Source organism: Pseudarthrobacter sp. J1763 (genome assembly GCF_050490295.1).
In the GTDB taxonomy this organism is placed as follows: domain Bacteria; phylum Actinomycetota; class Actinomycetes; order Actinomycetales; family Micrococcaceae; genus JBNPEO01.
This window is the reverse complement of record NZ_JBNPEN010000008.1, coordinates 1-26,301: the sequence shown is the minus strand read 5'-3', so window position 1 is coordinate 26,301 and position 26,301 is coordinate 1. Positions and strand designations below refer to the sequence as shown.

Sequence of the window (26,301 nt, the reverse complement as noted above, 5' to 3'; positions counted from 1 at the left end):
TTTGGCTGGCCGTGTTTCGGTCTATTCGGAATTACATGTCGGCTCTGTTACGGATTTCGGCTCGGCGTAAATGATGAGTGTCCGTTTTGTTTCGCTTGTGTTTCGTCTCACCCCTTCTGCGGCATTTTGGCTGCGATGGTTAGGATGATTTCAGTCCGCCCCTTGCCCCTAGTCTTTGGAGCACCCTGATGACCCCGCCTTCCGGCGCCCGTGAAGAAAACAGCCCGGTTTCGCAGCCGTCCAACGCCAGTAATGGCCAGGCGCCATCGGCGCCACAGCCTTCCAAGCCCAAGTGGCGGTGGATTATTGGGGCTGTGGCTGCTCTTGCTGGAGTGGGGTTAACATTGGTGTTTACTGGCGTTTGGGCGCCCAAGCAGGACAATCCCGCATCAATAGACACACCCTCAAGTAGTGGAACCACCAGCCGCTCAGTTGCCACTCCCACGCCGACGCCTACTGTGCCGAAGTCTCCCTACTATCAGCAGCTTTCGCCGCCAGCCGACTCGCCTCTGCAAAAAGTGGCGCCGCTGAACATCACCGTTGCTGCCACGAAAACCGGAACGTCGTTTAAACCCGGGGACACGGGTCTTTCGCTCGAAGCTACGGATCTGGCGGATCAGGAATTCAACGCGAACAATTCCACGCTGTTGAACATGCTCTCGGTGATGGACAAGCCGTTTTTGCGTTTTGGCGGTAACTCCGTGGACCGTCGATTCTTTTGGACGTCCAAAAAGGAGTCCATGCCTGCCGGGTACAAGGGCATCGATGGCCACCCAGCTCAGGTGGTGACACCGGATGACTTGAAACGTGTGATGGGTGTGTTGGACAAGGTGGACGGCACCATCCTGATCACCGTCGACTTGGGCCACTTCAACCCGGACCGGGCCGCGGATTTTGTGAAGAACGCTTCCGGTATTTTTGGCAAGCGCCTGGTGGGTTTCACCGTGGGCAACGAACCTAACGGCTTTGCCAAAACTGACCTTCGTCCGGCCAGCTATAACGTCGACGCGTTTTTGACGGAGTTCAAAGCGTACGCTGACGCCATCGCCGCGGTGGCGCCGCAAGTTCCCGTGGTGGGCCCGGGAACCTACACCGAATCTTGGTGGGAACCGTTCCTGCAAACCCCCACAAAGCAGAGCAAGATCCTCTCTTTCCACCACTACCCGCTGTACAGCTGCGACGGCTCGGTGGCCTCCAACAAGCCCACCATCGCGAACCTAATGAGCACCGCATTGGATACGGACATTGCGAATTACCACGCTGAGGCGATCCGGCTGGCGAAGCGGTACAACGTCCCCGTGTGGCTGTCTGAAACAGGTGTCTCTGCCTGCCCTGGCTCCAATCCCACCACCAAGGTTCACGCCTCCGCGCTCTGGGCTACCGAATATTTGTTGAGTTCAACCCGCCGCGGTGCCGAGCGTCTAGCCCTGCACAGTTCCTTGTCTACCTGCATTGGTGGCCCGCCGATGTCCCCGATTTGTAGCGGCGGTAAGTACCTGAAGCCCGACGGCGTCTTCTCACCGCGTGCGAATTACTTTGGAATGTTGATGGTCGCCAACATTGGCAGCGGTGACTACCTCAACCAGACGGTCACTGGTGGCGGCCTCACTACCGCTTTCAGTCTGCAGATGCCCAACGGCAGTACCACCGTGGTGTTGGTCAACGAGAATGACCCCACCAAGTCGGCGCAAGTTGCAGTTAGCCTCAAACTCCCCGCGAAGGCCGTGAATGGAACTATGACCCAAATGACCGGGCCAAGTTACAGTGCGGAAGACAAAACCCGGATTGATGGTGGCACCGGCGCACCCGTCCCACTAGCCGAGCGTCAGCTGGTCCCCGGGTTCAAGAAGGCCCAGAACGTGCAGAGTTTCAACATCACAGCCGGCACGGTGACGGTGTTGAACTACAGCTACAAATAAGGTTTGCGCTTAAAAGAAGGACGCCCTCCCGGACAAAAAATCCGGGAGGGCGTCCTGTTTTCTAGAACAAGATCCTTTAGTTCAGGAGCGCGTCCACAAAGGATTCGGCTTCGAACACTGCCAAGTCATCGGGACCTTCGCCGAGTCCGATCAGCTTGACTGGGACACCGAGTGTCTTTTGGATCGCGACCACAATGCCACCCTTGGCCGTGCCGTCCAGTTTGGTCAGCACAATGCCGGTGATGTTCACTACCTCGGAGAAGACCTTGGCCTGTGTGAGTCCGTTCTGCCCGGTGGTGGCGTCCAGGACCAGGAGTACTTCGTCAACGGTGGCGAGCTTTTCGATGACTCGCTTGACCTTGCCAAGTTCGTCCATCAGTCCAACTTTGTTCTGGAGCCGGCCTGCGGTGTCCACCATTACAACGTCCACTTCGCCTTCAATACCTGCCTTGACCGCTTCGAAGGCGACCGACGCTGGGTCTGCCCCGTCGACGTCGGACTTTACAGTGGGCACACCAACCCGCGCACCCCAGGTGGCAAGCTGTTCGGCGGCCGCGGCGCGGAAAGTATCCGCCGCGCCCAAAACTACGTCTTTGTCTTCGGCCACCAGGACGCGAGCGAGTTTTCCAACGGTGGTGGTTTTTCCAACACCGTTAACACCAACCACCATCATGACTGCCGGGTTTCCGTCGTGGCGGGTGGTGGTCAGGCTGCGGTCCATGGTGGGGTCAACGAGCTTGATGAGTTCTTCGCGCAGCATGGCTTTGACCTGCTGGGGGTCGCGGCTGCCCAGGATGCGTACGCGTTCGCGCAGAGCGTCAACCAAGGCCATGGTGGGTTCTGTTCCGAGGTCTGCGAGCAGGAGAGTTTCTTCAACTTCGTCCCAGACATCCTCGTCGATCTTGTCAGAGGAAAGCAGCGCCAAAAGACCCTTGCCCAGCATGTTGTTGGACTTCGAGAGGCGTTCGCGAAGCCGTGCCAACCGTCCAGCCACCGGCGAAGGAGTGTCTACTTGGATGGTTTCCAGCCCGGAAGCGTCGTCCGGAACGTCAACAGCAACGTCTGATTCGTCCAGCGGCGGGGCATCAACCGGCGCCGTCGCAGTAGCTGCCGGAGCAGAATCCGTGCGCTCCTCGACTGCTACGGAGGCGGGCGGATCGTTGGAGCCGCGCGTTGTTGAGTAGTTCTTTGAGCTCTTGCGCGACTTGAGCAGCACCGGGATGGAGAGCCCAACAACCGCGATGGCACCAATGACGTACAAAATTATGGGGAGGATCTCATTCACCCTCTTAGCTTCTCATAGCAAAAACGTGAAAAACTTCTAGAACCATGAGCCAAGCCAGTAGCACTCCCCCGCGTTCCGCCTCAAAACCCCGACTGGTGCTGGGGCGTGAGATCCGGGTACTGGTTGCTGCAGCCTTTTTCATCGCCCTCGGCTACGGCCTAGTTGCCCCGGTGTTGCCACAGTTTGCGCGCAGTTTTAACGTCGACGTCGGTGCAGCAGCTGCGGTGATCAGCGTCTTCGCCCTGGCCCGTCTCATTTTTGCCCCAAGTGCTGGTTCTTTGGTTGAGCGCTTTGGTGAGCGGGGTGTGTACATCACCGGAATTTTGGTGGTGGCCGCCTCCTCGGTGGCGTGTGCGTTCGCTGCAGAATATTGGCAACTTCTTCTGTTCCGCGGTTTGGGCGGCCTGGGATCCACCATGTTCACGGTTTCTGCCATGAGTTTGCTGGTTCGTTTGGCACCGGACGGTGGACGCGGACGCGTCACCAGCGCCTACTCTGGCGCGTTTTTGCTCGGCAACATCACCGGCCCGGTCTTTGGTGGAATTTTGGGCCAGTTCGGCCTCCACTTGGCATTTCTGGTTTACGCCGGAACCCTCGTGATCGCCGCTGGCCTGGTGGCTTACTTCTTGCGGCCTTCGGCCTTGGCGCCAGTTCTAGTACCAGTGGACGACGCCGGCACAACAGTTCCCGGGTCTGCTGAAGAACCGCTGGGGGCAGCTGCGCCGTTGGCTGCCGGTCCTGCCGCTCCGGCGGCTGGCACCCCTGCCACTTCAGCGGCTCCGGACGCTCCCGCCATGACACTTCGCGAGGCCTTGGGGCTTCGGACCTACCGGGCCGCCCTGGCCTCTGGTTTTTCAACTGGCTGGTCCTCCTTCGGGGTGCGAATGGCACTGGTGCCGCTCTTCGCCGTCGTAGTTTTGGATGCCGGGCCGCAGACCGCTGGTGCTTCCTTGGCTGTGTTCGCCATTGGCACCGGGCTTGCGCTGTTCTTTGCCGGGAAGTTGGCTGACTCGTGGGGCCGGCGACCCATGATGATCCTTGGTCTGACCGTCAACGGTTTGGCCATGGCAGGTTTGGGGTTCTCCACCTCGGTGCCGGTGTTTGTGATCCTGTCAGCGGTGGCCGGTTTCGGCTCGGGGTTGTTTAGCCCGGCCCAGCAAGCGTCCGTGGCAGACATCATTGGTTCGCGACGCAGCGGCGGCAAGGTTTTGGCCACCTTCCAAATGGTTCAGGACTTGGGAACCATCATTGGCCCGATCGCCGCTGGTGTGATGGTGGACTTGTGGTCCTACGGTCCGGCGTTTGCGCTAGCTGCGGCAACCTCGTTGCTGGCTGCGGCCTATTGGTTACGTGCTCCCGAAACTCTGGAGACCGCGACCCGTCCGGCCATTCTTCGGCGCAAACCCGCAGGCAACTAACCCGCTCACCAACAAACAGCACGGCTCAAGCTAGCGCGGTTCCAGTCGCTGACTAATCACCGTGGACACACCATCGCCACGCATGGTCACGCCGTAGAGCGCGTCGGCCACTTCCATGGTGCGCTTCTGGTGGGTGATCACAATGAGCTGGCTGGATTCGCGGAGTTCTTCAAAAATGGTGATGAGCCTGCCGAGGTTAACGTCGTCCAGGGCGGCCTCCACCTCGTCCATCACGTAGAACGGCGAGGGCCGCGCCTTGAAAATCGCCACCAAAAGGGCCACTGCAGTGAGCGACCGCTCGCCACCGGAAAGCAGCGAGAGCCGTTTGATTTTCTTACCGGCCGGGCGCGCCTCAACCTCAATACCAGTGTTCAAAAGATCGTCCGGGTCGGTCAGGATGAGCCGGCCCTCGCCACCCGGGAACAACCGGTCAAAGACGTGAATAAACTGCTCGGCAGTGTCCTCGAACGCCTGAGCGAACACTTGCTGAACCCGCTGGTCCACTTCTTTGATGATCTCCAGCAGATCTTTGCGGCTCTGTTTAAGGTCTTCGAGTTGGCTCGCCAGGAACTGGTGACGTTCTTCAAGGGCGGCGAATTCTTCCAAAGCCAAGGGGTTGACCTTGCCCAGAGAGGTCAGGTCTTTCTCGGCGCGTTTGAGCCGGCGCTCTTGCTCGGAACGAACATAGGGGGCGGAGACGGTTTCACCCTCAGGGTCCACGGACTCAATATTTTGGTCAGGACCGTACTGATCAATGAGCTGATCAGCTGAGATACCGAGCTCGTCAATGGCCCTGTTTTCCAACGCCTCAATACGGAGCCGCTGCTGTGCTCGAGCCAACTCGTCCTTGTGAACCGTGTCAGTAAGTTCTGCCAGTTCACGAACAAGATTCTCGTTGGCTGCACGTGCTGCAACAAGTTCTACTTCACGGGCTGCTCGTTCTTCTTCAGCCAAGTCCCTTCGCCGGGCGGCAGCGTCCATGGAGGTCTCCACTAAAGCAATGGTTCCCTGCGCCGTCTGGGCTACGGCTCCCGCGCGTGCGGCCGAACGTGCTCGGATCTGGGTCCGACGTTGGGCTTCTTCACGCGCCTTGCGTTCGGCAACCGCAGCACGTTCCAGGGACTGCGCCCGGTTACTGACGCCGGCAAGTTGCTCCTCGCCACTTCGCAGAGCCAAGCGTGCTTCCACCTCGGCCGCACGTGCGGCGGTGGCTTGCGCGGCCAAGGCCGCACGCTGTTCCGCAGATGGTTCTTCCTCGTCCTGAGTGCCCGGGTCCTCCTGAGCGGCATCGAGGCGTTGCGTGGCTTCTTCGAGGGCAGCCTGTTCGCGCACAAGGTTGGCCTGGGCCGTTTCCAAAGACGCGGAAAGACGTTCTTGCTCGCCAATGGCCGAGCGTAGTTGCGAGTTCAGCTGGCCAAGTCGCTCGGCCACTGCGGCAAATTGGGCGTCTGAATCATGCAGCTTGGCCAGAGCGGAGTCAGCCCGGTCCTGTGCCTGGGTTTTTCGCGAAGTGAGCGAGGCCTGCGAAAAACGATAGCGCTCAAGATCAGCTTGGATGGCGGCGAGCTGCTTTTGGGTTTCGTCGGCTGCGGACTGGGTTTCCAACAACGACGGTGCGGCACCGGAACCACCGTGAGCTCGGGAAGCCGTGAGCAACTCCCCCGACGGAGTCACGGCCGTCAGCTCCGGACGTTCGGCAATAACGCTCGCGGCGGCTTCCAGAGAATCCACCAGGACAGTGTTTTCCAAAAGTGCGACGACGGCCTGACCGGCTTGAGAGGATGCGCTCACAACGGTGTTCGCCCAGTTAGCACCGGCGGGCAGAGGTCCGGAGGATTTTTTAGAACTGGTTTTGCCTGTTGCTGTGTCAGGTGCTTTTCCGGGAGCCCCGGAACCGCCGGCGATCAGCAGCGAGGCTGTGCCGGCGTCGTCCGTTTTGAGTTTTTCCAAGGCCGTTAAGGCGGCTTGAGCGTCAGCAACTACCAGTCCACCGGCAATGGAGCCGAGCGCCGCGGCGATGGCCGCCTCATGCCCGGAGGTGATTTTGACCGAGGCGGAAACCTCGCCGAGCAGCCCTGCCGCACCGTGTTCTAGGAGTGCCGCGGTGCCGTCTTTACGGTTCAGCCCCAGGCTGAGCGCTTCGAGTCGGGCGGCGAGGGCAGCCCGCTGTTGTTCGGCGGCGCTGGAGTTTTCGGCGAGTTGACGGCCTTCTTCATTCAGGGCGTCGAGTTCATTGGCGGCCGTCTCGTATTCGGCGTCGAGATCTTCTTCCCCGGCTTCGGCCCCGGCAACCTGAGATTCGAGGGCAGCAAAATCCAGTTGTGCTTTGGTGCGGCGCTCCTCCCCTGCCCGGAGCGATTCGTGCAAACGGCCCACTTCGGCCGCTGCGGATTCCATCCGAGAACGGGCAGAACCAAGGTGACCGGCAAGCCTTGCGAGCCCTTCGCGCCTGTCCGCGGCAGCCCGGAGCAGCGCGGTGAATCGTTGCTCTTCCGCGTTGGCGTTAGCTTCGGCTTGGGCCCGGTTTTCGACGGCGGCGCTCAGGGCTGCGGCGCGAATTTCCAGTTCGGTGGTGAGATTTTGCTCTTCACTACGCAGACGGGCGGCTTGTTCTTGAAGCTGTTCGGGGTCTCTGCCACCAAAACTTGGGCCGGACTCGCTGCCCAAGAGGCGTTGCCGATCCTGGGCGAGCTGGGCAAGCGAGCGGAACTTCTCGCGCACTGCTGAGAGCTGGTACCAAGTGTCACGCAGCGCGCCCAATTGTGGTGCGGCTTGCGCGGCTGCCTGTTCCAGAGTGTTTTGAGCAGCGCGGGCGTCCGTGAGGCGTCGCTCAACCTCGGCCCGGCGTTCCTTCAGCGCCGTTTCATCAGCGACCTCTTGAGCCAAAACCGAGCTCAGCTGCACTAGATCATCGGCCAAGAGTCTGGCTTTGGCATCGCGGACCTCGAACTGGACACTCTGTGCCCGGCGGGCAACTTCGGCCTGTTTGCCAAGGGGCGTCAGTTGCCTGCGGATTTCGCTGGTAAGGTCGCTGAGCCGTTGCAGGTTAGCCTGCATGGCGTCGAGTTTGCGGACCGTGCGTTCTTTGCGGCGGCGGTGTTTGAGAATTCCGGCGGCCTCTTCGATGAAACCGCGGCGATCCTCGGGGGTGGCGTGAAGGACGCGGTCCAGTTGCCCCTGACCCACAATCACGTGCATCTCCCGGCCCAAGCCGGAGTCGGAGAGGAGCTCTTGAATGTCCAAGAGCCGGCACGGCGCGGAGTTGATGGCATACTCGCTGCCACCGTTGCGGAACAGTGTGCGGGAGATGGTGACTTCGCTGTAGTCGATCGGCAGGGCACCGTCGGTGTTATCGATGGTGAGTTGGACGTGCGCACGGCCCAGCGGCGGGCGGCCGGCGGTACCTGCGAAGATGACGTCTTCCATCTTGCCGCCGCGCAAAGTTTTGGCGCCTTGTTCGCCCATCACCCATGCGAGGGCGTCCACCACATTGGATTTGCCGGAACCGTTAGGACCCACGACCGCCGTTACGCCAGGCTCAAAGTCGAAGGTGGTTGCGGAGGCGAAAGACTTAAACCCCCGGACGGTTAGGCTCTTGAGGTGCAAGGTGGTCCGGATCTCCTGGCGGTGCGGTCTGAAATTCCGACGTCGATGTGTCGGCGCGGCGTGTACGTCCAATCTATCCGGTGCTAGGCACATTTCCGGGCAAATTCGCCTTAGTACTAGGACATTCCTATGCCGTTATCTCCGGCTGAAGCACAAGGGTCGGGATAGGCTTTTGCCACAACGACCAGCCCGTTTACCTCAGGTGCGGGCTGAATTTCTTTTCCAGATGGAGAACAGAACCATGACACGAATCCTCATCGTTGGGGCTGGAGCAACCGGCGGAGCTCTCGGAGCACGGCTGGTTGCCGCGGGCAGGGAGGTGACGTTTTTGGTTCGCGAACGGCGCACGGCCCAACTCGCAGCTGATGGTCTGCGTTTTACGGCTTCGGGTCTGGAGGTCAGCCACACGGTTCAGGCTGTCACGGCTTTAGATAGCGCCGGCGAATTTGATGTGGTGATTGTTGCGGTCAAGGCACCGGCCTTAGAAGCGATTCTTCCTAAACTGGCTCCCGCCGTTGGTGCGAACACCCAGATCATTCCCTTGCTGAACGGTATGGCGCACATGGATCTCCTCGAGGGTGCTTTTCCCGGACGCGTGATGGGTGGAATCGTAAAAATTGTGGCGACCTTGGACGAGTCCGCCACCGTGGTTCAGATGACTCCCATGAGTAGCCTGACAATTGGTTCGCTTGATTCCACTCCCGTCCCCGCGGAAATTGTTGAGGCCCTCGATGTTGAAGGGATCGATCTGGAAGTCAGGGAAAACATCGTTGCGGGCTTGTGGGAGAAGTGGGCATTCATTGCTGGCGCGGGTGTGATCACTTGCCTGTTCCGCGGGAGCATCGGCGACATCCTGGCAGCTGGCGGCAAGGAGCTAATCCTTCGAGCAGTCGAGGAATGCGAATCCGTTGCCCGCACCGCCGGCTATCCTGTCAGCGAAGCAGGCCACCAACTATCTCTGACGTTGTTCACTCAAGCTGGTTCCGGCTTTACCTCCTCGCTCTACCGCGATCTTCAGCACGGTGATCCTCTTGAGGCGGAGCACATCCTGGGTGACTTCGCCGCCCGGGCGAAGGCTCTCGGCGTCGACGCTCCCCTGCTCGACGCCGCAATTCTCCAGCTGCGCACCCACCATCAGCAGAGCCTGGCGGCCAATAAGATGTAGCCCAAAAAAACTAACGGCCCCGGCGCAGTGAAGCGCCGGGGCCGATAGTTGAGTTACCTAGCGTTTGTTCGATTGTTCAGGAACAGAGGATCCGACTAGTAACGCTTAATCGTGCGGTAGTACGGATACGTAGAGGTAGGAACTTCTACATAGCAACCAGCGTTATAGGCGGCCTGCCAAGCGCCGTTTTTAGTGGCCCCTGAGGATGAGTAGTAGAAGTTGACTTGGCCAGCGTAGAAACACAGCCTGTTCCACGTATTCTTGCCGACCACTCCGTCCGTCGAGAGGCCAACCCACCCCTGGAAACGGCGGGCTTGCGTATCCGTTGCAGGCCCAAAGCTGTTGTCAACGGTGAGGCCATAGCCGCCATAGGATCGACCGTATTGGTAATTGATCCCATTGAGCATCCGCTGGATGTTGCCGATGCAGCTCGCGTAACCGCCACGCGAATATTGATAAGCGGTACAACCCTGGCCACTTGTGCCCGAGTACGCTTCCGCCGACGAGGCCGGAATAATCATGCCAGCCCCAGCTAGGGAAACCGCTAGGGCTCCGCCGGCGATTAGCCGTTTGATCCTTCCCATGTTGTACTCCTTCGTTTGGATATTCGAAGGGCCCCCGGATGAGCGCCCGCTTTGCGCAGATCGCACCAGGGTGCACAACATAAAAAGACCAATCCCCCAGTTGCGTTCGTAACGCACAAAATTCAGAGTAGCTAGAGAATTGCCGCTTGTCAGTAGTTAAACAAAACTTTGGATAAATTCAGTGCGGAAGGCGGTTCTCACATCTTTGGACTACAAAGAATTAGCGAATTCGTGGATTCATCCAAGTCGCGCCACGAGCTGGGCGAAGGCGCAAGGCTACGAAGTAACTACGGGCCCGCCCCACCCCTCGTAGTCGCCGCCAAATTTGTGGAATACGGTAAGCACTTCTTCAGTGAACTTTTCGACGGTTTCTGGGTCCACAGGAGTCACCTTGTGGGCCTCTAAAAGAACATATCCCCGTCCCTCGCTGATGCGAGTTTCGTAGCCCAACGAGGCTAGCTCCAAGCTGGCATCAGTTGCTGACTGCTTTTCCGGAAATTCCCCGCTGTGATCTACCTTCCGGGGCGTGCTGAGCCGGTCAGACATGCTTCGTCGTTGTTGCAGCTGTTGCACTGTAAGCTTCCGCTGTTGAGCGAGTTCTTGGGAAAGTGTTGTCATGGCCCAAAGACTACTGGCCGGTAGGAACCGAGTTGGCGGAAGCGCGCCGTGAGTCCCGACGACTTACCTTAGAAACTGGGCCGGGCGTGGCGGCGATTGCGCCCCACTGCACCAGTGACATATCAGTAGTGGTAACGGGCCTGGAGAATGACCAGATCGTCACCGTCTACCAAGTAGACCAGCCGATGCTCCACGTCGATCCGTCGCGACCAAGACCCCTGAGCCCCGTATTTCAGCTGCTCGGGCTTACCAATGCCGGCAAACGGTTCTCTCAGGCAGGCATCGATCAGCAGATTAATCCGCTTGAGAATCTTGCGGTCGGCTGTTTGCCAATGCTTGTAGTCGTCCCAAGCGGCTTCGTCCCAGACGAGACGCACCTAGAGCCCCTCGTCTAACCTGTCGAGCTCGTGGATTTCGGTTTTACCCGTGGTTGCGCGCTCGTAAGCGTCCAGAAGACGGCGAGCGTTGGCCGGGGAACGAAACAGGTAGGCAGTCTCCTGCCATGCCGCATACTCGTCCGCCGGCATAAGAACGGCGTTACCTTTCCGGGATACGATCTCCACCGCATCATGGTCTGCGTTAATCCGCTCAATCAAAGGAAAGAGGGTCTTACGTGCCTCACTGGCGCTTATGGACATAACGTCATCCCTCCAATTCCTTGACTCGTACCCAATTATGGTACCACTTACCAAATCGGACGATATTCAAAAAACGCTGGCGACCAACGCGGTACTCGCCATTACGACAACCCTGCCATGGATTTGGACGAGCTGCTTGACCCTCTGATCGACCGGGGACTGATGATCGACGACCGAGATCGTGCCCTTCGTCTCCTAGTCTTAGACGCGCTCGAACGCATCGAGGTCGCCGTGCGCGCAGCCCTGACGGATCACATGTCAACGACTTACGACGATCCTCACTGGTACTTAGATGCCTCGCACTTTAGGGACCCCGGCAGGCATGCACAGCTCCTCAGGATCGTCAGGGAGACCTGCGATGCGCGCCTTAGTGGAATGCCGGATAGCGGACAAGACTCGCTGGTCCACCGCTCAGCCCTCGAGCATTACCGCATCACCTACGGCACGCCCGAATTGCCGCCGTCGTGGCTCATGGTTGAGACCCTTACTGTTGGACAGCTGGCCAGCACCTTTCGGAACCTCCGACTCCGAGCCGATCGAACTGCGATTGCCGGTCGAATAGGACTGACAGCTCGTCTGCTCGAGTCGTGGTTGCAAACCTACGTCCGGGTCCGGAACGTATGCGCCCACCACGGGAGGCTGTGGAATGTAGGACTTGGCGTCTACCCGGCTATCCCGACTTCGAGTTCACTTTCCTGGCTTGAGCGAGAGAACGCGCTGCCCGAAAGTGCGAGGAAAAGGCTCTACCCAGTCCTCGTCTCGCTGCAAACCGTCCTTGGCACCATCTCGCCGCGAAGCTCTTGGGCCAGAATGCTCTACGATCTGATCGGGCAAAGGCCGGCGATGAACCGCCGTGCCATGGGCATTCCGGAAAGTTGGGCCGAGGATCCGTTCTGGCAACGTCACCTCCGCTAGCCGACGGTGACCGCGTTGATTTGCGAGGCGCCGCTTTTCAAAAGCATTCCGTCGGTACCAACCATCGACTAACGTTTCCGCTGGCACATCGGGCAGAAGTGGCTGGACCGATTAGTGAACTTCTCCCGGACAACGGGCGCTCCGCAGCGGTCGCAGGGCCGGCCGGTTCGCCCGTAAACGTTTAGGGAACGGGAGAAGTAACCGGAGGCTCCGTTGACGTTGACATACAACGAATCAAAGCTGGTCCCGCCGGCGTCGAGTGCTTCCGTCATCACTTCACGGGCGGCCTCAACAATAGTCTTTGCCGACTTTTTGGTCAGAGAATCTGAGGCGCGCGCATAGTGCATTTTGGCTCGCCACAGTGCCTCGTCAGCATAGATATTGCCGATTCCGGAGATCAGCTCTTGATCCAACAGGGCGCGTTTGATGGCGGTTCGTTTTGATTTGAGTCGGTGGAAGAACAACTCGAAGTCGAATTCTGGATCCAGCGGGTCACGGGCAATGTGCGCCGCCTGCTCGGGGATCAGATGTGTGAAGAGTTCGACGCCGTCACTCACCTCTGGTAACAAAGGCGCGGCTTCGGTCTGCCAACGGCCACCGGCACCACCATCGGCCGTGGCAACGAGCGGCGAGAGCGCAAGGCCACCGAAGATTCGTTGATCCACAAAGCGCAACTCCCCCGGCATTCCCGGCCGCGGGCTGAGGTTCAGCCGAACCTTAAGATGCTTTTCGTCCGCAGCCTCGGAGTCCTCCACAAGCAACTGCCCGCTCATTCCAAGGTGCGCCACAAGCGCGAGGCCAGAAGGCGCTGGAGCAACGGCGGCCGCGGCAGGCGCCGTCGTGCTTTCACCTATAGCCAAAGACGGAAAACTGAGCGGCATCCACAGAAACTTGCCGCGACGAACCGCAGCGGTAACAACGGCTCCAGAAAGTTCGGCAGAAAAGTCGCCCAAGAGATGCCGGCGAAGTGATCGTGGGTCCAGGACGTCCACGTTTTCCACGGTTCGTCCCACAACCCAGCGTTGGAGTCCGCGGCGAACTACTTCGACTTCGGGAAGTTCAGGCACGCAAGTACTTAGGCGTTAGTCCCAGAAACGGAAACCGAACCAGCTGGCGTGACACCGTCAACGGCGGCCGGGGCCAGCGATTTCCAGGTGTCTGCAGCGGCTTCCTGTTCGGCTTCCTTTTTGGAATTGCCAGAACCCTTGCCGTACGCGTTCCCACCGATCATAAGAACTGCGTCAAAGGTGCGGGCGTGGTCCGGACCGGAGCCGGTGACCTCGTAGTTGATGGTGCCCATCTGGCGTGCGGCGGCGAGTTCCTGGATGTTTGTTTTCCAGTCAGTACCGGCGCCAAGGGCTGCAGCGTCGTGCAACAGGGGACCAATGAGGCGCATCACCAATTGCCGTGCTACCTCAATACCGTGAGTGAGGTAGGTGGCACCGATGAGTGCTTCCATGGTGTCCGCCAAAATGGAGGACTTGTTTTTACCATTTGTGAGCTTCTCGCCTTGGCCCAACAGAATGTAGTCACCCAAATTTAGGGTGCGCGCAATCCCGGCAAGAGCTCGCGTACTGACTACGGCTGAGCGGCGTTTAGCCAGCTCACCTTCGGGCAGTTCTGGGTTGTCCCGGAACAGCGCGTCGGTTACGGAGTAGCCCAAAATGGAGTCGCCTAGAAATTCCAGACGCTCATTGGTGGGCATGCCGCCGTTTTCATAGGCATACGAACGGTGTGTCAGAGCAAGACGAAGCGTCCCGGCGTCAATAGTGACACCGAGACGCTCCAGAAGCTCTTCAGTTGAAGACGTCATGATCAGCCTAGTGGCAGATTAGACGTCAGCTACCTTGCGGCCCTTGTATTCAAGGAACAGCGCGGTGCCTGCAGCGTCAGTTACGACCTTTGCCTGGTGCGGCAGGCTGTAGGACACGCGGCCGTTTTCGACGGTCTTTACCAGGTTGGGGGCAGTTGCCTTCCACTGGGACCGGCGGGCGCGGCTATTTGCGCGGGACATTTTCCGCTTGGGAACAGCCACGGCTAACTCTTTTCTCTCTTAGTCCAACACTTATCAGTCAGTTTTGCCGGTTTTGCCTTGCAGATCTGCGAGGGCAGCCCAGCGAGGATCTAGGACCTCGTGGTGGTGCCCCGGATCATCCTGCAGGCGCGCTCCGCATTCGGAGCACAGACCCTGACAGTCTTCCCGGCACACCGGCTGGAACGGCAGGGTGGTTACCACTGCGTCCCGCAACACCGGTTCAAGATCGATTGAATCGTGCTCGACTCGACGTTGCTCTTCATCTTCATCCTCAGACAAGGACGCATTGTCCTCGTAAAAGAAAAGTTCTTGCACATTGACCTGTTGGTCATACGCAAGGGGATCCAGGCAGCGGCCGCATTCGCCAACAATCTCGACGTCTACGGTTCCCGATACCAAAATTCCTTCGTGTACGGCCTCCAGTCTCAAGTCCAACTCGATATCCGAGCCTTCTTTGACACCAATGAGTGCCACACCAAGATCACTTGGTGCGGGTACATGCTCCGTCAGTGTTCGCATAGTGCCCGGACTGCGTCCGAGGTCCTTGACATCGATAGTCAGGGGCGAACTGAGATCACGCTTAATGGGAACTCCTGGTTGAACATATGACCGACGTACCATCTTAGCCTGAAGTCATTGGTGGACTCAAACCGGGTGGTCCGGACAAGCCGGGCCGCAAGATGGCACCGAAACAGTCTACCCGTGGTGGGACTACTTAGGTGCAGACTCGCCAGCGCTGAGCCGTTTGAGCACTGCTCGCGGTATGAATTCGGACACATCCCCGCCGAGTGCGTGCACTTCTTTGATCAGAGTTGAGGACAAATGAAGATAGTGCCCCTCGGCCGGGATAAACACCGTTTCCACTCCGGAGAGCTTTCGGTTCATGGTTGCCATGGGCAGTTCGTAGTCAAAGTCGCCGGAGGAGCGCAGGCCCTTAACGATTGCTGTTGCCCCGCGGCGGCGGCAATATTCGGCAAGGAGCCCCTCACCCATGGGTTCCACCACCACTCCGCGGAGTGCCGAGAGCGTCTCGCGAGCCATGTCCAGCCGGTCTTGAAGGTCAAAGCGATACTTCTTGGCAGGGTTGGTGGACACCGCAACGATCACTTCGTCAAACAAACTTGTGGCACGTGCAATGACTTCAAGGTGTCCATTGTGGATGGGGTCGAAGGACCCGGGGCATACTGCGCGGCGCATAGTGAGAACTTACCCCATTCCGGGGCCGGGATACCATGGCACCAGACTGGGCGATTAAGGGCTGAGCGATCATGGGCTGGGCGATCAAGGGCCCGGCAACCAAAGAATGGGAAACGGTGGGCAAGATGGTGGACGAAGGTTCCGGGGCTATGCAACCGTGGCAGCGCACTGCAATGGGTGCAAACCTTCTCTCCTTTGACGGAAGTTCTCCCACCGGTAGTTTGGGAGTCACTATTTTTGAAGAGATGACCTCTCTTGCCACTGCTACCGGTGCTATCAACTTAGGTCAGGGTTTCCCGGACGAGGATGGTCCGGAAGTGATCAAGGATGCGGCTCGTTTGGCCATCAGCAACGGTGCTAATCAGTATGCGCCCGGCAAGGGCTTTTTCAACTTGCGTAGCGCCATTTCCCGGCACCAGCAACGCTTTTACGGGCTAATTCCGGACCCGGAAACGGAAATCATTGTTACCACCGGCGCCACCGAAGCCATTGCGGCGAGCATCCTGGCTTTGGTCTCCCCCGGCGATGAAGTTATTACTTTTGAGCCTTTTTATGATTCTTACGGCGCCATGATTGCTCTGGCCGGCGGCAAGCACGTTACGGTCCAGCTGAAAGCGCCGGAGTTCCAACCAGACTTGGATGAGCTGACCGAAGCTTTCTCAGACCGCACCAAAGTGGTTCTGCTGAACAATCCGCACAACCCCACGGGCGCGGTTTTTGGCGCGAATATTTTGGAGCGTTTGGTTCAGTTAGCCCACCAGTACGACGCCGTGATCATCAGTGACGAGGTTTATGAGCACCTTGTGTTTGGGGCTGAGACAGTTGTGCCAGCCCATGTGCCCATCGCTACGGTGCCGGGAGCGGCTGAGCGGACGCTGACGATTTCTTCAGCTGGCAAGACTTTTTCTTTGACCGGCTGGAAGGTTGGTTGGCTCATGGGCCCGGCAGATTTGGTTGCCGCGGTGCGCACTGTCAAACAATTTATGTCTTACAGTTCAGGTCCCCCGTTCCAGAACGCTATTGCTCAGGCCCTAGAACTTCCGGATTCGTATTACACCTCGGTGGCAGCCACACTCAAAGGCAAACGGGACCTGCTGATTACCGGGCTCAAGGCAGCTGGGTTGGCTCCATACACTCCGGCTGGCACTTATTTTGTCAATGCTGACGCCACGCCTTTGGGTGTCACAGATGCAACAGCGCTGGCCCGCGCCTTGCCTGAGCTGATTGGTGTTGCGGCCATACCGGTAGGTGTCTTCTGCACCCCTGAGGGTGCCAAGAACTATCAGAGCCTCTTGCGCTTTGCCTTCTGCAAACGGGAAGAAGTCATTACCCAAGCCGTTGATCGCCTCGCGGGACTCGGTTCAGCGATCAGCACCTCAGGTCTGCTTGGAAGCCTCAAGTGACAGCTCGGCGCTTTCTGCGAGGAATTGGACTGCACGCGAGCATCGAAGAGGACGGCTTCACTCCCGGTGCGTATGTGATGAGCATTGGGGATGCCGAACAGTCACATGTGAACATGGGCCACCCTGAAGAGATTTTCTACGAGTACTTGCGCCGAATGGGCAATGTGGTTGACCTTCTGGCACCTGCTGGCCAGCCGATCCGCGCCCTGCATTTGGGAGCCGGAGCATTGACGTTGGCGCGCTACATTCAAGCTACCCGGCCCGGATCTATCCAAGTTGCCGTGGAGTTGGAACGCGAGCTTTTGGACTTTGTTCTGGACGCTCTCCCCTTGCCCGCGGGAACTAAACTCACCACCCGAGTAGGTGACGCACGGGCCGAGCTCGCTGAGCTTGCCGCAGCGGAGAACGCAGAACTTTTTGACTGTATTGTGCTGGACATTTTTTCCGGCCCTGAGGCTCCGGAACATATTGCGTGCACGGAGTTTTACCAAGAGGCTGCAGCGATGCTGGCTCCCGGTGGTGTGCTGTTAGTCAACGTTGGCGACGAACCTGGATTAACTCTGGTGAGGAGCCAGGTTGCAGCAATGCGTAGGGCCATCACTGATGTTGCGGCTACCGCGGAGTCAGGAATGTTCGCCGGACGCTACCCAGGCAACATCATCTTGCTAGGGACCACCACAGCTTTCCCACCGGAGTGGAGCCCCGCACTGGTGGCTGCAGGTCCACACCCGGCAAGAGTGCTGACCGGGGTGGATCTGGACCCCATCAGCGACTAGTAGCTGCTTACGTGGGGCTAGTCGGTAGGCGTGGGCTCGGCGAACCACAACACTGTCTCGCCATACTTCTTCTCCGAGAACCTCTCGAGCCCCTCGGGCCAGATGGGTTCGGGTGAGCGCGAGGAGCGTTCCAGCACCAGCACTCCGCCTTGGTCTAGGTGCGGGGCCAATTTGGCAAGGACAGCGGCTAAGGGTTCCTCTTCTAGCGGGTAGGGAGGGTCCATCATCACCAGATCCCAGTGTGGCCCGTGTTCGGGGACCCGGTCCAAAAATGATTCGACCTTGGAACGGTGCACTGTAACGACTTTTTTGCCTATAGCGTCGTTGACCATGGTTGCGTTGCGCTGGCATACAGCTGAGGCTTTGTCATTGAATTCAACAAGTTCCACCACAGCAGCTCCACGGCTGGCACTCTCAAGTCCTAGGGCGCCGGAGCCTGCGTAAAGGTCTAGGACCCGGGCGCCGGCGATAATGTCAAAGGCATCAAGGCGTGAAAAAAGGGCCTCTTTGACCCGGTCTGTGGTGGGCCTTGTGGCTGATCCGGGCACGCTGGTCAACGGCGATCCACCGGCTGCGCCGGCAATAATCCGGCTCACGCGGCACTCACTGCCAAGGCAGTAGTTCCAGCGAGTATCACCATGCGTTTAGCCTCGCTCAAGGAAGGCCTCCTTTTCCGGGTTCAAATAATTTTCAATCGCTCGGGCCAGATTGGTGTGCCTCTCCAGCGAAGGATCGTCAGCAACAATACTTTGTGCCTGTTCACGTGCTCGCTCAATAATGTTGCCGTGCTCCAGGACCCGCAAAAACCGCAGTGTGGAGCGTCCGCCAGACTGGCTTGCACCAAGAATGTCGCCCTCACGCCGGAGTTTCAGGTCCTCGTGTGAGAGCTGGAACCCATCGGTGGTGGAAGCGACTGCGTCAAGCCGTTGCCGGCTGGGGTGCCCTGGTTCGAGTGAAGTCACCAGCAGGCACGTGCCCGGCAGCCCGCCACGTCCCACACGGCCACGGAGCTGGTGCAATTGGGAGATGCCAAAGCGGTCGGCATCCAGAATGATCATCAGGGTGGCGTTGTGCACGTCAACGCCCACCTCAATCACCGTGGTGGAAACCAACAACTTGACCTGATTCGCTGCGAACGCAGCCATGGTGGACTGCTTTTCTTCGGGCGCTAACCGTCCGTGAAGTGGAGCCATCGGCACTTCTGCGAGCGCGGGGTTCTCAGTCAAGTGTTCGACGACGGCACTCACCGAGGCGAGCTGGCGCCCGCCGTTGTTCTCGCCGTCCGGTTCGGTAGCGGAGGGTGAGAATTCGCCCGGTGTGAAGTCGCCGTCGTCGTTGTCACCGATCTTGGGGCACACCACATAGACCTGGTGCCCAGCGTCGATTTCTTCGCGTGAACGCTGCCATAAGCGTTGGGCCCAGGTGGGGTTTTCTGCCAGTCCCACCACGTGGGTAGTGATGGGCGCGCGTCCCGCGGGCAGCTCATCAAGGATGGAGGTCTCCAAATCACCGAACACTGTCATGGCTACCGTGCGCGGGATGGGAGTAGCTGTCATCACCAGCAAGTGCGGAGGTTTGTGGGCTTTGGCACGGAGAGCGTCGCGCTGTTCAACACCAAAGCGGTGCTGCTCATCCACCACAATCAGTCCGAGGTCAAAAAAGACCACGTTCTCGCTCAAGAGCGCGTGAGTGCCGATGATAATTCCCGCAGTCCCGGAGGCAGCGTCAAGGAGGGATTGCTTCCGGGCCGCGGTGGGCATGGAGCCTGTCAACAGCGCCAGCTGCACGGTGGGTGTGCTGCTGAGCCCGCCAAAAAGTCCGTCCGCCGCGAGTGCGCCCAGGGTGCGGCGGATTGAGTCGAAGTGCTGCGCGGCAAGAACTTCGGTGGGCGCGAGTAGTACGGCTTGTCCCCCGGCATCCACTACTTGAAGCATGGCCAAAAGCGCCACAATTGTTTTACCCGAGCCCACTTCGCCTTGAAGGAGCCGGTTCATGGGGTGGGCGCGTTCCAACTCATGCGCCAGTGTGGCCGCAATGGACTGTTGGCCGGCGGTGAGCGTAAACGGCAAATTCGCTGTGAACGTCTCTAACAATCCACCGCCAATGGCTTTACGGCTGGTGGCCTCTTGAGCTGCCACTTCAGCCCGGCGCCGGGCCAACGCGGTTTGCAGGACCACTGCTTCTTGGTAACGAAAACGCGCCTGCGCACGGGCCCAGTCAGCGGGTTCATTGGGTGTGTGAATGAGCCGATACGCCTGAGCCAAGGGCAACACTTTGTGGTGGTTTCCTTGGTGGTTTGTGGATCCGGAGCTCTCTGCTGCTAGGCCGGCTAGTGGATCCGGAATCGCGTCCAAGTCCATCACTTCAAGGAGGGCCACCATCAGTTTTTGGATGGCCCAGGACGTGAGCTTAGCGGTGGCCGGGTAGATCGGGATGGGCTGCTTGGCTAAGGCTTCGGCGTCCAGTATTGAATTTGAAACTGTTGAATTTGAAGCTGTTGAATTTGAATCGCCTGTCCCGTGCCCGGGTGACTCTTCAATCACTAAAAAGTCAGGATTTGTCAGGCTCAGCGAATTGGCATAGCGAGTCACTTTGCCGGAAAACATGGCCAAGGTGCCGGGCACAAGCTCATTGCGCGCACGGAAGCCGTTGAAAAAACTGACCTTGAGCGTCGGGGTTGCTTGAGCTACCAGTTGGAGTCCGGGGCCTTGATCATCCGCAATGATCACGTCCGTCAGGGTTCCTTTGCGTGCGCGCATGTGACGGGTGTTGCTGGAGATGACGCGCGCAATGAGTGTGACGTCTTCGTCCAAGGGGACTTCAGCTATTGGGGTGAGTTCCCCGCGGTTGAGGTAGCGGCGTGGGAAGTGGTGCAGTAGTTCACCAGCGGTGGTGTAGCCAAGATGTTTTTCCACCATGGTGGCGGCGCGTTTGCCCAGCACCCGGTCAAGGCTTTGCGAGGTGGGGTCCCCGCTCATACCGCCGATTCTCCGCCCACGTGGCCTGAATCCGAGTCAGCGCCGGCCAATTGTGTCAGTGTCACGTTAGCCGGTGTCCCAAGTGAGTTGATCAGGGCCAGCGCCGGGCCGGGATCCGCAACGTGGACATGTACCCGCCAGCGATAGTTGCCGGTTTGGGCATCAGATTCGCCCACGGGCGACATAATTACCGAGTCGCCCATCTCATCCAGGCGCAAGCGCAGCGTTGCGGCGTCCAACGGCGAAAGGTCGATGGTGCACATAACTTCAGTGCCGTCGTCGTCCGGCATTTGGTTGTGAATGTGCGGGTAGTCGGTGTTGTACCCATGGAGGTTTTCTAGGAGATCATCTTGCAAGCCAACGCCAAGGATGGTGGAGCGTAGCGCGTCCAGGATCAGGAGCATCCCCACTCCCCCGGCGTCAACGATTTTGGCCGCATTCAGGGCTTCGAGCTCGTTTTCGGTTTGAACCACCGCCGTCAGGGCGGCGTCCACGGCGGCGTCCAAAGCAATACTGAGGGCGTGGTTGCTGTCGTCACCATTTTGCGCGGCATCCGCGTCAGCTGCGGCGCTCGCGGCAGCTTCGAGCACGGAGAGCATGGTTCCGGGCACTGGATCGCTGAGCGCTGACCAGGCTCGGATTTGTGCACGGTTCAGTGCGGTGGCCAATACTGAAGCGCTGAGCCGGATGTGTCCATGGAGCGGTTCGGCGAAGGCACCGAGAAATACTGAGAACAAGGTTCCGGAGTTGCCGCGTGCGTTTTCCATGGCGGCCCGGCCGGCCCGGTTGATGAGGACACCGAGGTCAGTGGTTTCGGGGCATTCTTGAATGCCTTGGGCCGCGGCTCGAACCGTTTGGTAGAGGTTGGTGCCGGTGTCCCCGTCAGCTACCGGGAAAATGTTGATGGCGTTGAGCCTGTCGCTGTGGTTGCCCAAGGTGACTTCGGCTTTGCTCAACCACCGCTTCATCGCTTGCGCGTTGGCGGTAATTTTATTCTGCAAAGTGATCCCATCCTGCACTGGAAATTCCCGGGCTGCCGATTGCTGTCCCGGGAAGTACAACTCGGGCTGTGTCCCCCGGCGCAACGGCCACAATTGAGCCTATCGCAGCGAAGCCCTCTGGCAGCGGAACTTCGGGACCGAACGTGGCTAGAAGTCCGTGGTCCTCCCCGCCGCGCAGGATCCATTCCACGGGGTCCACACCCAAGAATTGCCCGGCGGCCTCCAGTGGGGCACGGCGAGAATTGAGCGCAGCGGCGTCTAAGTGGACCGCGACGCCACTCGCTTTCGCGAGCCGGCCACCATCGCGTAGAAGAGAGTCAGAAATGTCCATCATGGCGGTGGCCCCTGATGCGGCAGCCATGGGCCCTGCGGCGAGGGGAGGTTCGGGGCGGCACTGGAGGTTGATGAGGTTTTGGAACTCGGGAGTTCCTTGGTTGTGGTCGGCTGCTGATTCAAGGGAAGTTGCTGACTCAAGTAGTGCTGTTTCCAGCAGTGCAAGCCCGGCAGCTGCGTGTCCCAGCCGGCCAGCTACTGCCAGCACGTCCCCCGGTTTTGCTCCGGAGCGGAGAACTGGTGTGGCACCTGCGAGGTCGCCGGTAACGGCTGCTGTGATGGAGAGTTCCGCGCCGGCGCCAAGGTCTCCGCCCACCACGGAGCAACGGGTGGCGCCCAGGGTAAAGAGCGCGTCACTGAGCCCCTCAGCGAGTCCTTCCACCCACACCACCGGGGTGTGTGGCGGAAGGGTGAGGCTAACAACTAGAGCTGTGGGGACTGCGCCCATCGCGTTGATATCGCTGAGGTTTTGAGCGGCGGCTTTCCATCCGACGTCGTACCCGGTGGTTTGGTAGCCGTTGGGCCAGTGCAGCCGGAAGTCTTGGTCCTGGGTTTGGGTATCCACACTGATGACTAGCCGCCCGTCTGGGGCGCTGATGATGGCGGCGTCGTCGCCCGGTCCCAACAGCGGAACAGCCGTGGATTGCAGTGCCTTGTTGTGCAGTCGCGGGAAGATCCGTTCGAGCAATTGCCCTTCGGAGAGTTCAGAGACGAGGAGTTCTTGTGTGGCCACGGTTCTACGCTACCGCCAGCATAGGATGGCATGGTGGCTCGGGCATGGGAAAGAACGCTTCTGCGTGTGGGGATTGCCGTGCTCCTGTGCACATTCTTGTGGCTATTTGTTGCTGCCCAGCTTTTTGTGTTTGTGCCACAAGGTCATCCCGGGAAAGTGGACGCGGTAATTGTCCTCGGCGGCCGTAGCGATGAGCGTTTGCCGGCGGGGATGAAGCTTCAAGAGTCCACTGGGGCACCCATGCTGGTGCTCTCCAAAACAGGGCTGCTGGGAAACGTGGAAGCGGACATGCTGTGTGATACGCGCAGTAATCCCAGTTCCTCGTTTGAGTGCTTCACTGCCGTTCCGCTGAACACTCGCGGTGAGGCAGAAGCCATTTCTGAGTTGGTACGGGTGCATGGTTGGAAGCACATTGCGGTGGTGACCTCGAAGTATCACGTGACTCGTTCTGGGGAGTTGCTCCGCCAATGCACAGTGGCTGACGTGACAATGGTTTACAGCGAACCTTCCTTAGGTGTGTTGGGCTGGGCCTGGCGGTTGGTGGTTGAAAGTGCCGGGACCGTTGATGTGATGATGCGCCCGGAGTGTGATTCCCCGCGCTAAGTAGGTAAGAATTAGCTGAGCTTTGTTTGTTGACTAGAGATTTAGGTGGTGAGGCGCTAGTGGAGCAGGACCCTTCTCAGGCATGGCTGGCGCCCCGGCATCTTAGGGCTGGCCGTGGGATTGTTGACTCGAGCATGTTTGCACCGCACGGGACCGTGGCCGGCCACGCCACGTCAGCTAGGAGGTCCAAAGTGATAAACGTCCGTAGCGACAAGTCAAAGCACGAAAGGGGCAAAGCCGTCAAGATTCAGGCCCGGACAATGCGTGTTCGACCAGCAGCCACCCCATTGACTGATTCTGTTAACGCTCGCGAAATAGCACACCGGCGGAAGCGTCGAGTGGCGCTTCTAATAAGTAGTCTCGTAATCGCCAGCATTCCACTGTTGGGATTCGCCCTTTACGTGTCGCTGCAGTGACCATCTCGCCCCCTGTGGCGCATAAGATTGCTCAACGTTCATAAACGCACATGGGGTAACAATGCCAAAGATCATGCCAATATTCGGTACTCGTCCCGAAGCCATCAAAATGGCTCCGATTATTAGCGCTTTCCAGAAGGACTCGGACTTTGAATGTGTAGTCACAGTTACTGGCCAGCACCGCGAAATGCTAGACCAAGTCAACGACTTGTTCGGCATTGAACCCAACTTCGACCTGAACATCCTCAGCCAGGGCCAGACGCTCTCCGACATCATGACCCGCACCATGACCGGACTGGACACACTTTTTGACCTAGTGCGTCCTGATGCAGTGATTGTTCAAGGTGACACCACCACTTCCACTGCTGCAGCCATTGCCGCCTTCTATCACGGGATCCCGGTGGTCCATGCGGAAGCTGGCCTGCGCAGTGGCGATTTGTTCTCGCCCTTCCCTGAAGAAGGCAACCGCAAACTTACTACCCAAATCGCCAGCCTCCATCTCGCACCCACAAGCGTCAGCAAAGCCAATCTTTTGGCCGAGGGAGTCAACGCTGCTGACGTAGTGGTTACAGGAAATACTGTTATTGATGCGCTCCTCACCACCGTTGGCAAAACGATCCCGTTCGCGGATCCTCAGTTGGAGGAACTGGCAGCGAGCGGCCGCCGTATCCTGTTGGTAACAACGCACCGCCGCGAGAACCAGGGCGATGCCATGCGCGGTGTAGGCCGCGCTCTGGCCCGCATCGCTGATGCTGAGCCCGACTTGGTAATTGTCCTGCCGGCGCACAAGAACCCTGTAGTTCGTGAAGCTGTTTTGCCGGCTCTTGAAGGCAAAACCAACGTCATTGTCACCGAGCCACTGGCGTACGGTGAGTTTACCCGTATGCTTTCCCTCGCTCACATTGTCCTCACCGATTCCGGTGGAGTCCAAGAAGAAGCACCTAGCCTAGGCAAGCCGGTACTCGTAATGCGCGACAACACTGAACGGCCCGAAGCCGTCGACGCAGGAACTGCAACGCTCATCGGCACCGATGAAGCGCGCATCGTCATTGAAGTCGACCGACTACTCAACGATCAAGCCGCCTATGACGCCATGGCCAACGCAGTAAACCCATACGGCGACGGAAACGCCTCGGCTAGAAGCGTCGCAGCTGTAGCCGCGTTTCTAGGAATAGGCCAACGGATGCCTGACTTCGGAAAACCCTAGCACTGCCCACCAGCGGCGGTAGACGGCTCTCCGTGGTTCGTGGTGAAACGGGTTCCGTGTCTTGAAAGCTGAAGGGCTCGTAGCCCTGCTGTGATGGATGTTCTCTACGCATTCATCAAGAGTCAGGAGCTACGAGCCTTGATCGAGCCTACTTCCCCGCGCCCCGATGCTGCCACCGCCATTTTCAACCTGCCCGACTACCGCGTCACAGACACTGAGATCCTCACTTTCGGGCAGCGACGGGTCAGCGTTGAAGCCACTGCCGAGTCCGGCTGCCCATCCTGTGGTGTGATCAGCACCCGCGTGCATTCCCGCCGCCCACAACGTCTGCGCGACATCCCTGTCGCCGGCCCAGTCGAAGTGATCTGGGCCAAGCGGAGATTCTTCTGCGATGAGTACCTTTGCCCGCGGCGGACATTCGCCGAGGAGACCGCCCAGGTCCCGCGCCGCGCTCGGTCCACCCGCCGGCTCCGCGATGCCCTCGTGGCCGCCGTCATTGGATCCGGAAGGGCCGCCGCGGAAGCGGCCTCCTCGTTCGGTGTCTCATGGTGGCTGGTCCAGCGGGCTCTGGATTCCGCGGCGCTGACCCTGCCTGATGTTGATGCCCTGGCACCCCGGATGCTCGGCATCGATGAACACCGCTACCGTTCCGTGCGGTTCTTCCGCGACCCTTCCACCAAGGCCTGGAAACGCTACGAACCCTGGATGACGACCATTGTTGATCTGGACACCGGCCAGGTGCTCGGGATCGTGGACGGCCGCGACAGTGAGGGCGTCGGAGAATGGCTGTTCGCCCGCCCGCTTCAGTGGCGTCTGGGCGTGCAGGTCGTCGCGATCGACCCTTCCGCCGCGTTCCGCAAGGCCCTGCGGATGTGGCTCCCTCGCACCGCGGTCTCGGTCGATGCGTTCCACCTCGTCAAGCTCGGCAACGACATGCTCACCGAGGTCCGGCAACGTCTCACCCAGCAGGTCCATGGCCGGCGGGGACGTTCCATCGACCCGGTCTGGGCCAACCGGCGCCTGCTCCTGCGCGCCGGGGAATCACTCTCTGACCGGGCCCGGAACAGGCTCAGCACCGTGTTCGCAACCGACGACGCCACCGGAAAATTGCAGGCCGCATGGCTGGTCAAAGAGCAGCTCCGGACGCTGCTCGCCACCGGATCCCTTGCCGACGCGGCCGCCGCGAAAGAGCGCCTGCAGGCCCTGGTCGAACGCGCCGCTCAGCCGGAAACGAACCGGCTCTGGCGCACGGTCTGCCGGTGGTGGCAAGAGATTGAAGTCCTCATTGTCACCGGCGCGACAACGGCGAAAGTGGAAGCTAACAACACCGCGATCAAGCACATAAAAAGGACAGGCCGCGGATTCACCAACGCACGCAACTACAAAACGCGTATTCTGTTGCGCAGTGCCGCCAGAACAGCGGCATGAACATTCACCACGGCAGAACATTCACCACGAACCGTGAAGAGCC

General features: G+C 59.3%; 24 protein-coding genes. 9 read left to right on the top strand and 15 right to left on the bottom strand.

Annotated elements, in window-relative coordinates; translation table 11 throughout:
• Positions 1-188 precede the first annotated feature (188 nt).
• Positions 189-1,919: a cellulase family glycosylhydrolase gene (locus ACQQCD_RS09535; RefSeq protein ID WP_430268156.1), complete on the top strand. Its 1,731-nt coding sequence runs from the start codon at positions 189-191 to the stop codon at positions 1,917-1,919.
• Positions 1,920-1,995: 76 nt separating this feature from the next.
• Here the strand turns inward: ACQQCD_RS09535 and ftsY are convergent, their stop codons facing one another.
• The gene (gene ftsY, locus ACQQCD_RS09530; protein WP_430268155.1) at positions 1,996-3,204 is read right to left on the bottom strand and encodes a signal recognition particle-docking protein FtsY; all 1,209 of its coding nucleotides are present in this window, start codon (positions 3,202-3,204) and stop codon (positions 1,996-1,998) included.
• A 44-nt stretch (positions 3,205-3,248) separates the two neighbouring features.
• On the opposite strand from ftsY, the gene ACQQCD_RS09525 reads away from it, so the two are divergent.
• Positions 3,249-4,622, top strand: coding sequence for an MFS transporter (locus ACQQCD_RS09525; RefSeq protein WP_430268154.1), 1,374 nt, complete (start codon positions 3,249-3,251; stop codon positions 4,620-4,622).
• Positions 4,623-4,652: 30 nt separating this feature from the next.
• Here ACQQCD_RS09525 and smc read toward each other — a convergent pair whose 3' ends face one another.
• Entirely contained in the window at positions 4,653-8,228 is a 3,576-nt protein-coding gene (gene smc, locus ACQQCD_RS09520) for a chromosome segregation protein SMC (protein WP_430268153.1), read from the bottom strand.
• Between the two features lie 241 nt (positions 8,229-8,469).
• Here smc and ACQQCD_RS09515 point away from each other — a divergent pair, with 241 nt between their 5' ends.
• Complete coding sequence (locus tag ACQQCD_RS09515; RefSeq protein WP_430268152.1) at positions 8,470-9,393, top strand: 2-dehydropantoate 2-reductase; 924 nt, start codon at positions 8,470-8,472, stop codon at positions 9,391-9,393.
• A gap of 95 nt (positions 9,394-9,488) precedes the next feature.
• Here the strand turns inward: ACQQCD_RS09515 and ACQQCD_RS09510 are convergent, their stop codons facing one another.
• The 4 genes from ACQQCD_RS09510 to ACQQCD_RS09495 form a co-directional block, all read right to left on the bottom strand.
• Positions 9,489-9,977 carry a peptidoglycan-binding domain-containing protein gene (locus ACQQCD_RS09510; protein WP_430268151.1) on the bottom strand — a complete coding sequence of 163 codons (489 nt, stop codon included), beginning with the start codon at positions 9,975-9,977 and terminating at the stop codon, positions 9,489-9,491.
• A gap of 276 nt (positions 9,978-10,253) precedes the next feature.
• Entirely contained in the window at positions 10,254-10,595 is a 342-nt protein-coding gene (locus ACQQCD_RS09505; protein WP_430268150.1) for a ribonuclease E inhibitor RraB, read from the bottom strand.
• Positions 10,596-10,717: 122 nt separating this feature from the next.
• The gene (locus ACQQCD_RS09500; protein ID WP_430268149.1) at positions 10,718-10,972 is read right to left on the bottom strand and encodes a Txe/YoeB family addiction module toxin; all 255 of its coding nucleotides are present in this window, start codon (positions 10,970-10,972) and stop codon (positions 10,718-10,720) included.
• Entirely contained in the window at positions 10,973-11,233 is a 261-nt protein-coding gene (locus ACQQCD_RS09495) for a type II toxin-antitoxin system Phd/YefM family antitoxin (protein WP_430268148.1), read from the bottom strand.
• Between the two features lie 117 nt (positions 11,234-11,350).
• Between ACQQCD_RS09495 and ACQQCD_RS09490 the strand changes: the two genes are divergently transcribed.
• Positions 11,351-12,148 carry an Abi family protein gene (locus ACQQCD_RS09490; RefSeq protein ID WP_430268147.1) on the top strand — a complete coding sequence of 266 codons (798 nt, stop codon included), beginning with the start codon at positions 11,351-11,353 and terminating at the stop codon, positions 12,146-12,148.
• Between the two features lie 68 nt (positions 12,149-12,216).
• Here the strand turns inward: ACQQCD_RS09490 and mutM are convergent, their stop codons facing one another.
• From mutM to coaD, 5 genes are all read right to left on the bottom strand, one after another.
• Complete coding sequence (mutM, locus tag ACQQCD_RS09485) at positions 12,217-13,215, bottom strand: bifunctional DNA-formamidopyrimidine glycosylase/DNA-(apurinic or apyrimidinic site) lyase (protein ID WP_430268146.1); 999 nt, start codon at positions 13,213-13,215, stop codon at positions 12,217-12,219.
• 8 nt (positions 13,216-13,223) lie between these two features.
• Positions 13,224-13,961: a ribonuclease III gene (rnc, locus tag ACQQCD_RS09480; RefSeq protein WP_430268145.1), complete on the bottom strand. Its 738-nt coding sequence runs from the start codon at positions 13,959-13,961 to the stop codon at positions 13,224-13,226.
• An 18-nt stretch (positions 13,962-13,979) separates the two neighbouring features.
• Positions 13,980-14,183: a 50S ribosomal protein L32 gene (rpmF, locus tag ACQQCD_RS09475; protein WP_430268144.1), complete on the bottom strand. Its 204-nt coding sequence runs from the start codon at positions 14,181-14,183 to the stop codon at positions 13,980-13,982.
• A 33-nt stretch (positions 14,184-14,216) separates the two neighbouring features.
• On the bottom strand, positions 14,217-14,744 hold the full coding sequence (locus tag ACQQCD_RS09470) for a YceD family protein (RefSeq protein WP_430268235.1): 528 nt from the start codon (positions 14,742-14,744) through the stop codon (positions 14,217-14,219).
• 150 nt (positions 14,745-14,894) lie between these two features.
• Positions 14,895-15,380 (bottom strand): pantetheine-phosphate adenylyltransferase, encoded by a 486-nt coding sequence (gene coaD, locus ACQQCD_RS09465; RefSeq protein WP_430268143.1) that lies wholly within the window; start codon positions 15,378-15,380, stop codon positions 14,895-14,897.
• Positions 15,381-15,505: 125 nt separating this feature from the next.
• Here coaD and ACQQCD_RS09460 point away from each other — a divergent pair, with 125 nt between their 5' ends.
• The gene (locus tag ACQQCD_RS09460) at positions 15,506-16,783 is read left to right on the top strand and encodes an aminotransferase class I/II-fold pyridoxal phosphate-dependent enzyme (RefSeq protein ID WP_430268234.1); all 1,278 of its coding nucleotides are present in this window, start codon (positions 15,506-15,508) and stop codon (positions 16,781-16,783) included.
• Positions 16,780-17,559, top strand: a complete 780-nt coding sequence (locus tag ACQQCD_RS09455) for a spermidine synthase (RefSeq protein WP_430268142.1) — start codon at positions 16,780-16,782, stop codon at positions 17,557-17,559. Before ACQQCD_RS09460 ends, ACQQCD_RS09455 begins: the two co-directional genes overlap by 4 nt.
• Before the next feature lie 17 nt (positions 17,560-17,576).
• Here the strand turns inward: ACQQCD_RS09455 and rsmD are convergent, their stop codons facing one another.
• From rsmD to thiL, 4 genes are read right to left on the bottom strand one after another with little or no spacing between them, the layout of a single operon-like run.
• Positions 17,577-18,155, bottom strand: a complete 579-nt coding sequence (gene rsmD, locus ACQQCD_RS09450) for a 16S rRNA (guanine(966)-N(2))-methyltransferase RsmD (protein ID WP_430268141.1) — start codon at positions 18,153-18,155, stop codon at positions 17,577-17,579.
• A 48-nt stretch (positions 18,156-18,203) separates the two neighbouring features.
• The gene (locus ACQQCD_RS09445) at positions 18,204-20,537 is read right to left on the bottom strand and encodes an ATP-dependent DNA helicase RecG (protein ID WP_430268140.1); all 2,334 of its coding nucleotides are present in this window, start codon (positions 20,535-20,537) and stop codon (positions 18,204-18,206) included.
• Positions 20,534-21,505, bottom strand: coding sequence for a DAK2 domain-containing protein (locus ACQQCD_RS09440; RefSeq protein ID WP_430268233.1), 972 nt, complete (start codon positions 21,503-21,505; stop codon positions 20,534-20,536). Before ACQQCD_RS09440 ends, ACQQCD_RS09445 begins: the two co-directional genes overlap by 4 nt.
• A 22-nt stretch (positions 21,506-21,527) precedes the next feature.
• A complete protein-coding gene (gene thiL, locus ACQQCD_RS09435; RefSeq protein ID WP_430268139.1) occupies positions 21,528-22,604 on the bottom strand; it encodes a thiamine-phosphate kinase in 1,077 nt (358 codons plus the stop codon).
• A gap of 33 nt (positions 22,605-22,637) precedes the next feature.
• Between thiL and ACQQCD_RS09430 the strand changes: the two genes are divergently transcribed.
• The 3 genes from ACQQCD_RS09430 (at position 22,638) to ACQQCD_RS09420 (ending at position 26,258) form a co-directional block, all read left to right on the top strand.
• Positions 22,638-23,207 (top strand): YdcF family protein, encoded by a 570-nt coding sequence (locus tag ACQQCD_RS09430; RefSeq protein ID WP_430268138.1) that lies wholly within the window; start codon positions 22,638-22,640, stop codon positions 23,205-23,207.
• Between the two features lie 477 nt (positions 23,208-23,684).
• A complete protein-coding gene (gene wecB, locus ACQQCD_RS09425; RefSeq protein ID WP_430268137.1) occupies positions 23,685-24,830 on the top strand; it encodes a non-hydrolyzing UDP-N-acetylglucosamine 2-epimerase in 1,146 nt (381 codons plus the stop codon).
• Between the two features lie 138 nt (positions 24,831-24,968).
• Positions 24,969-26,258 (top strand): ISL3 family transposase, encoded by a 1,290-nt coding sequence (locus tag ACQQCD_RS09420; protein ID WP_430268232.1) that lies wholly within the window; start codon positions 24,969-24,971, stop codon positions 26,256-26,258.
• The last annotated feature ends 43 nt before the right edge of the window (positions 26,259-26,301 follow it).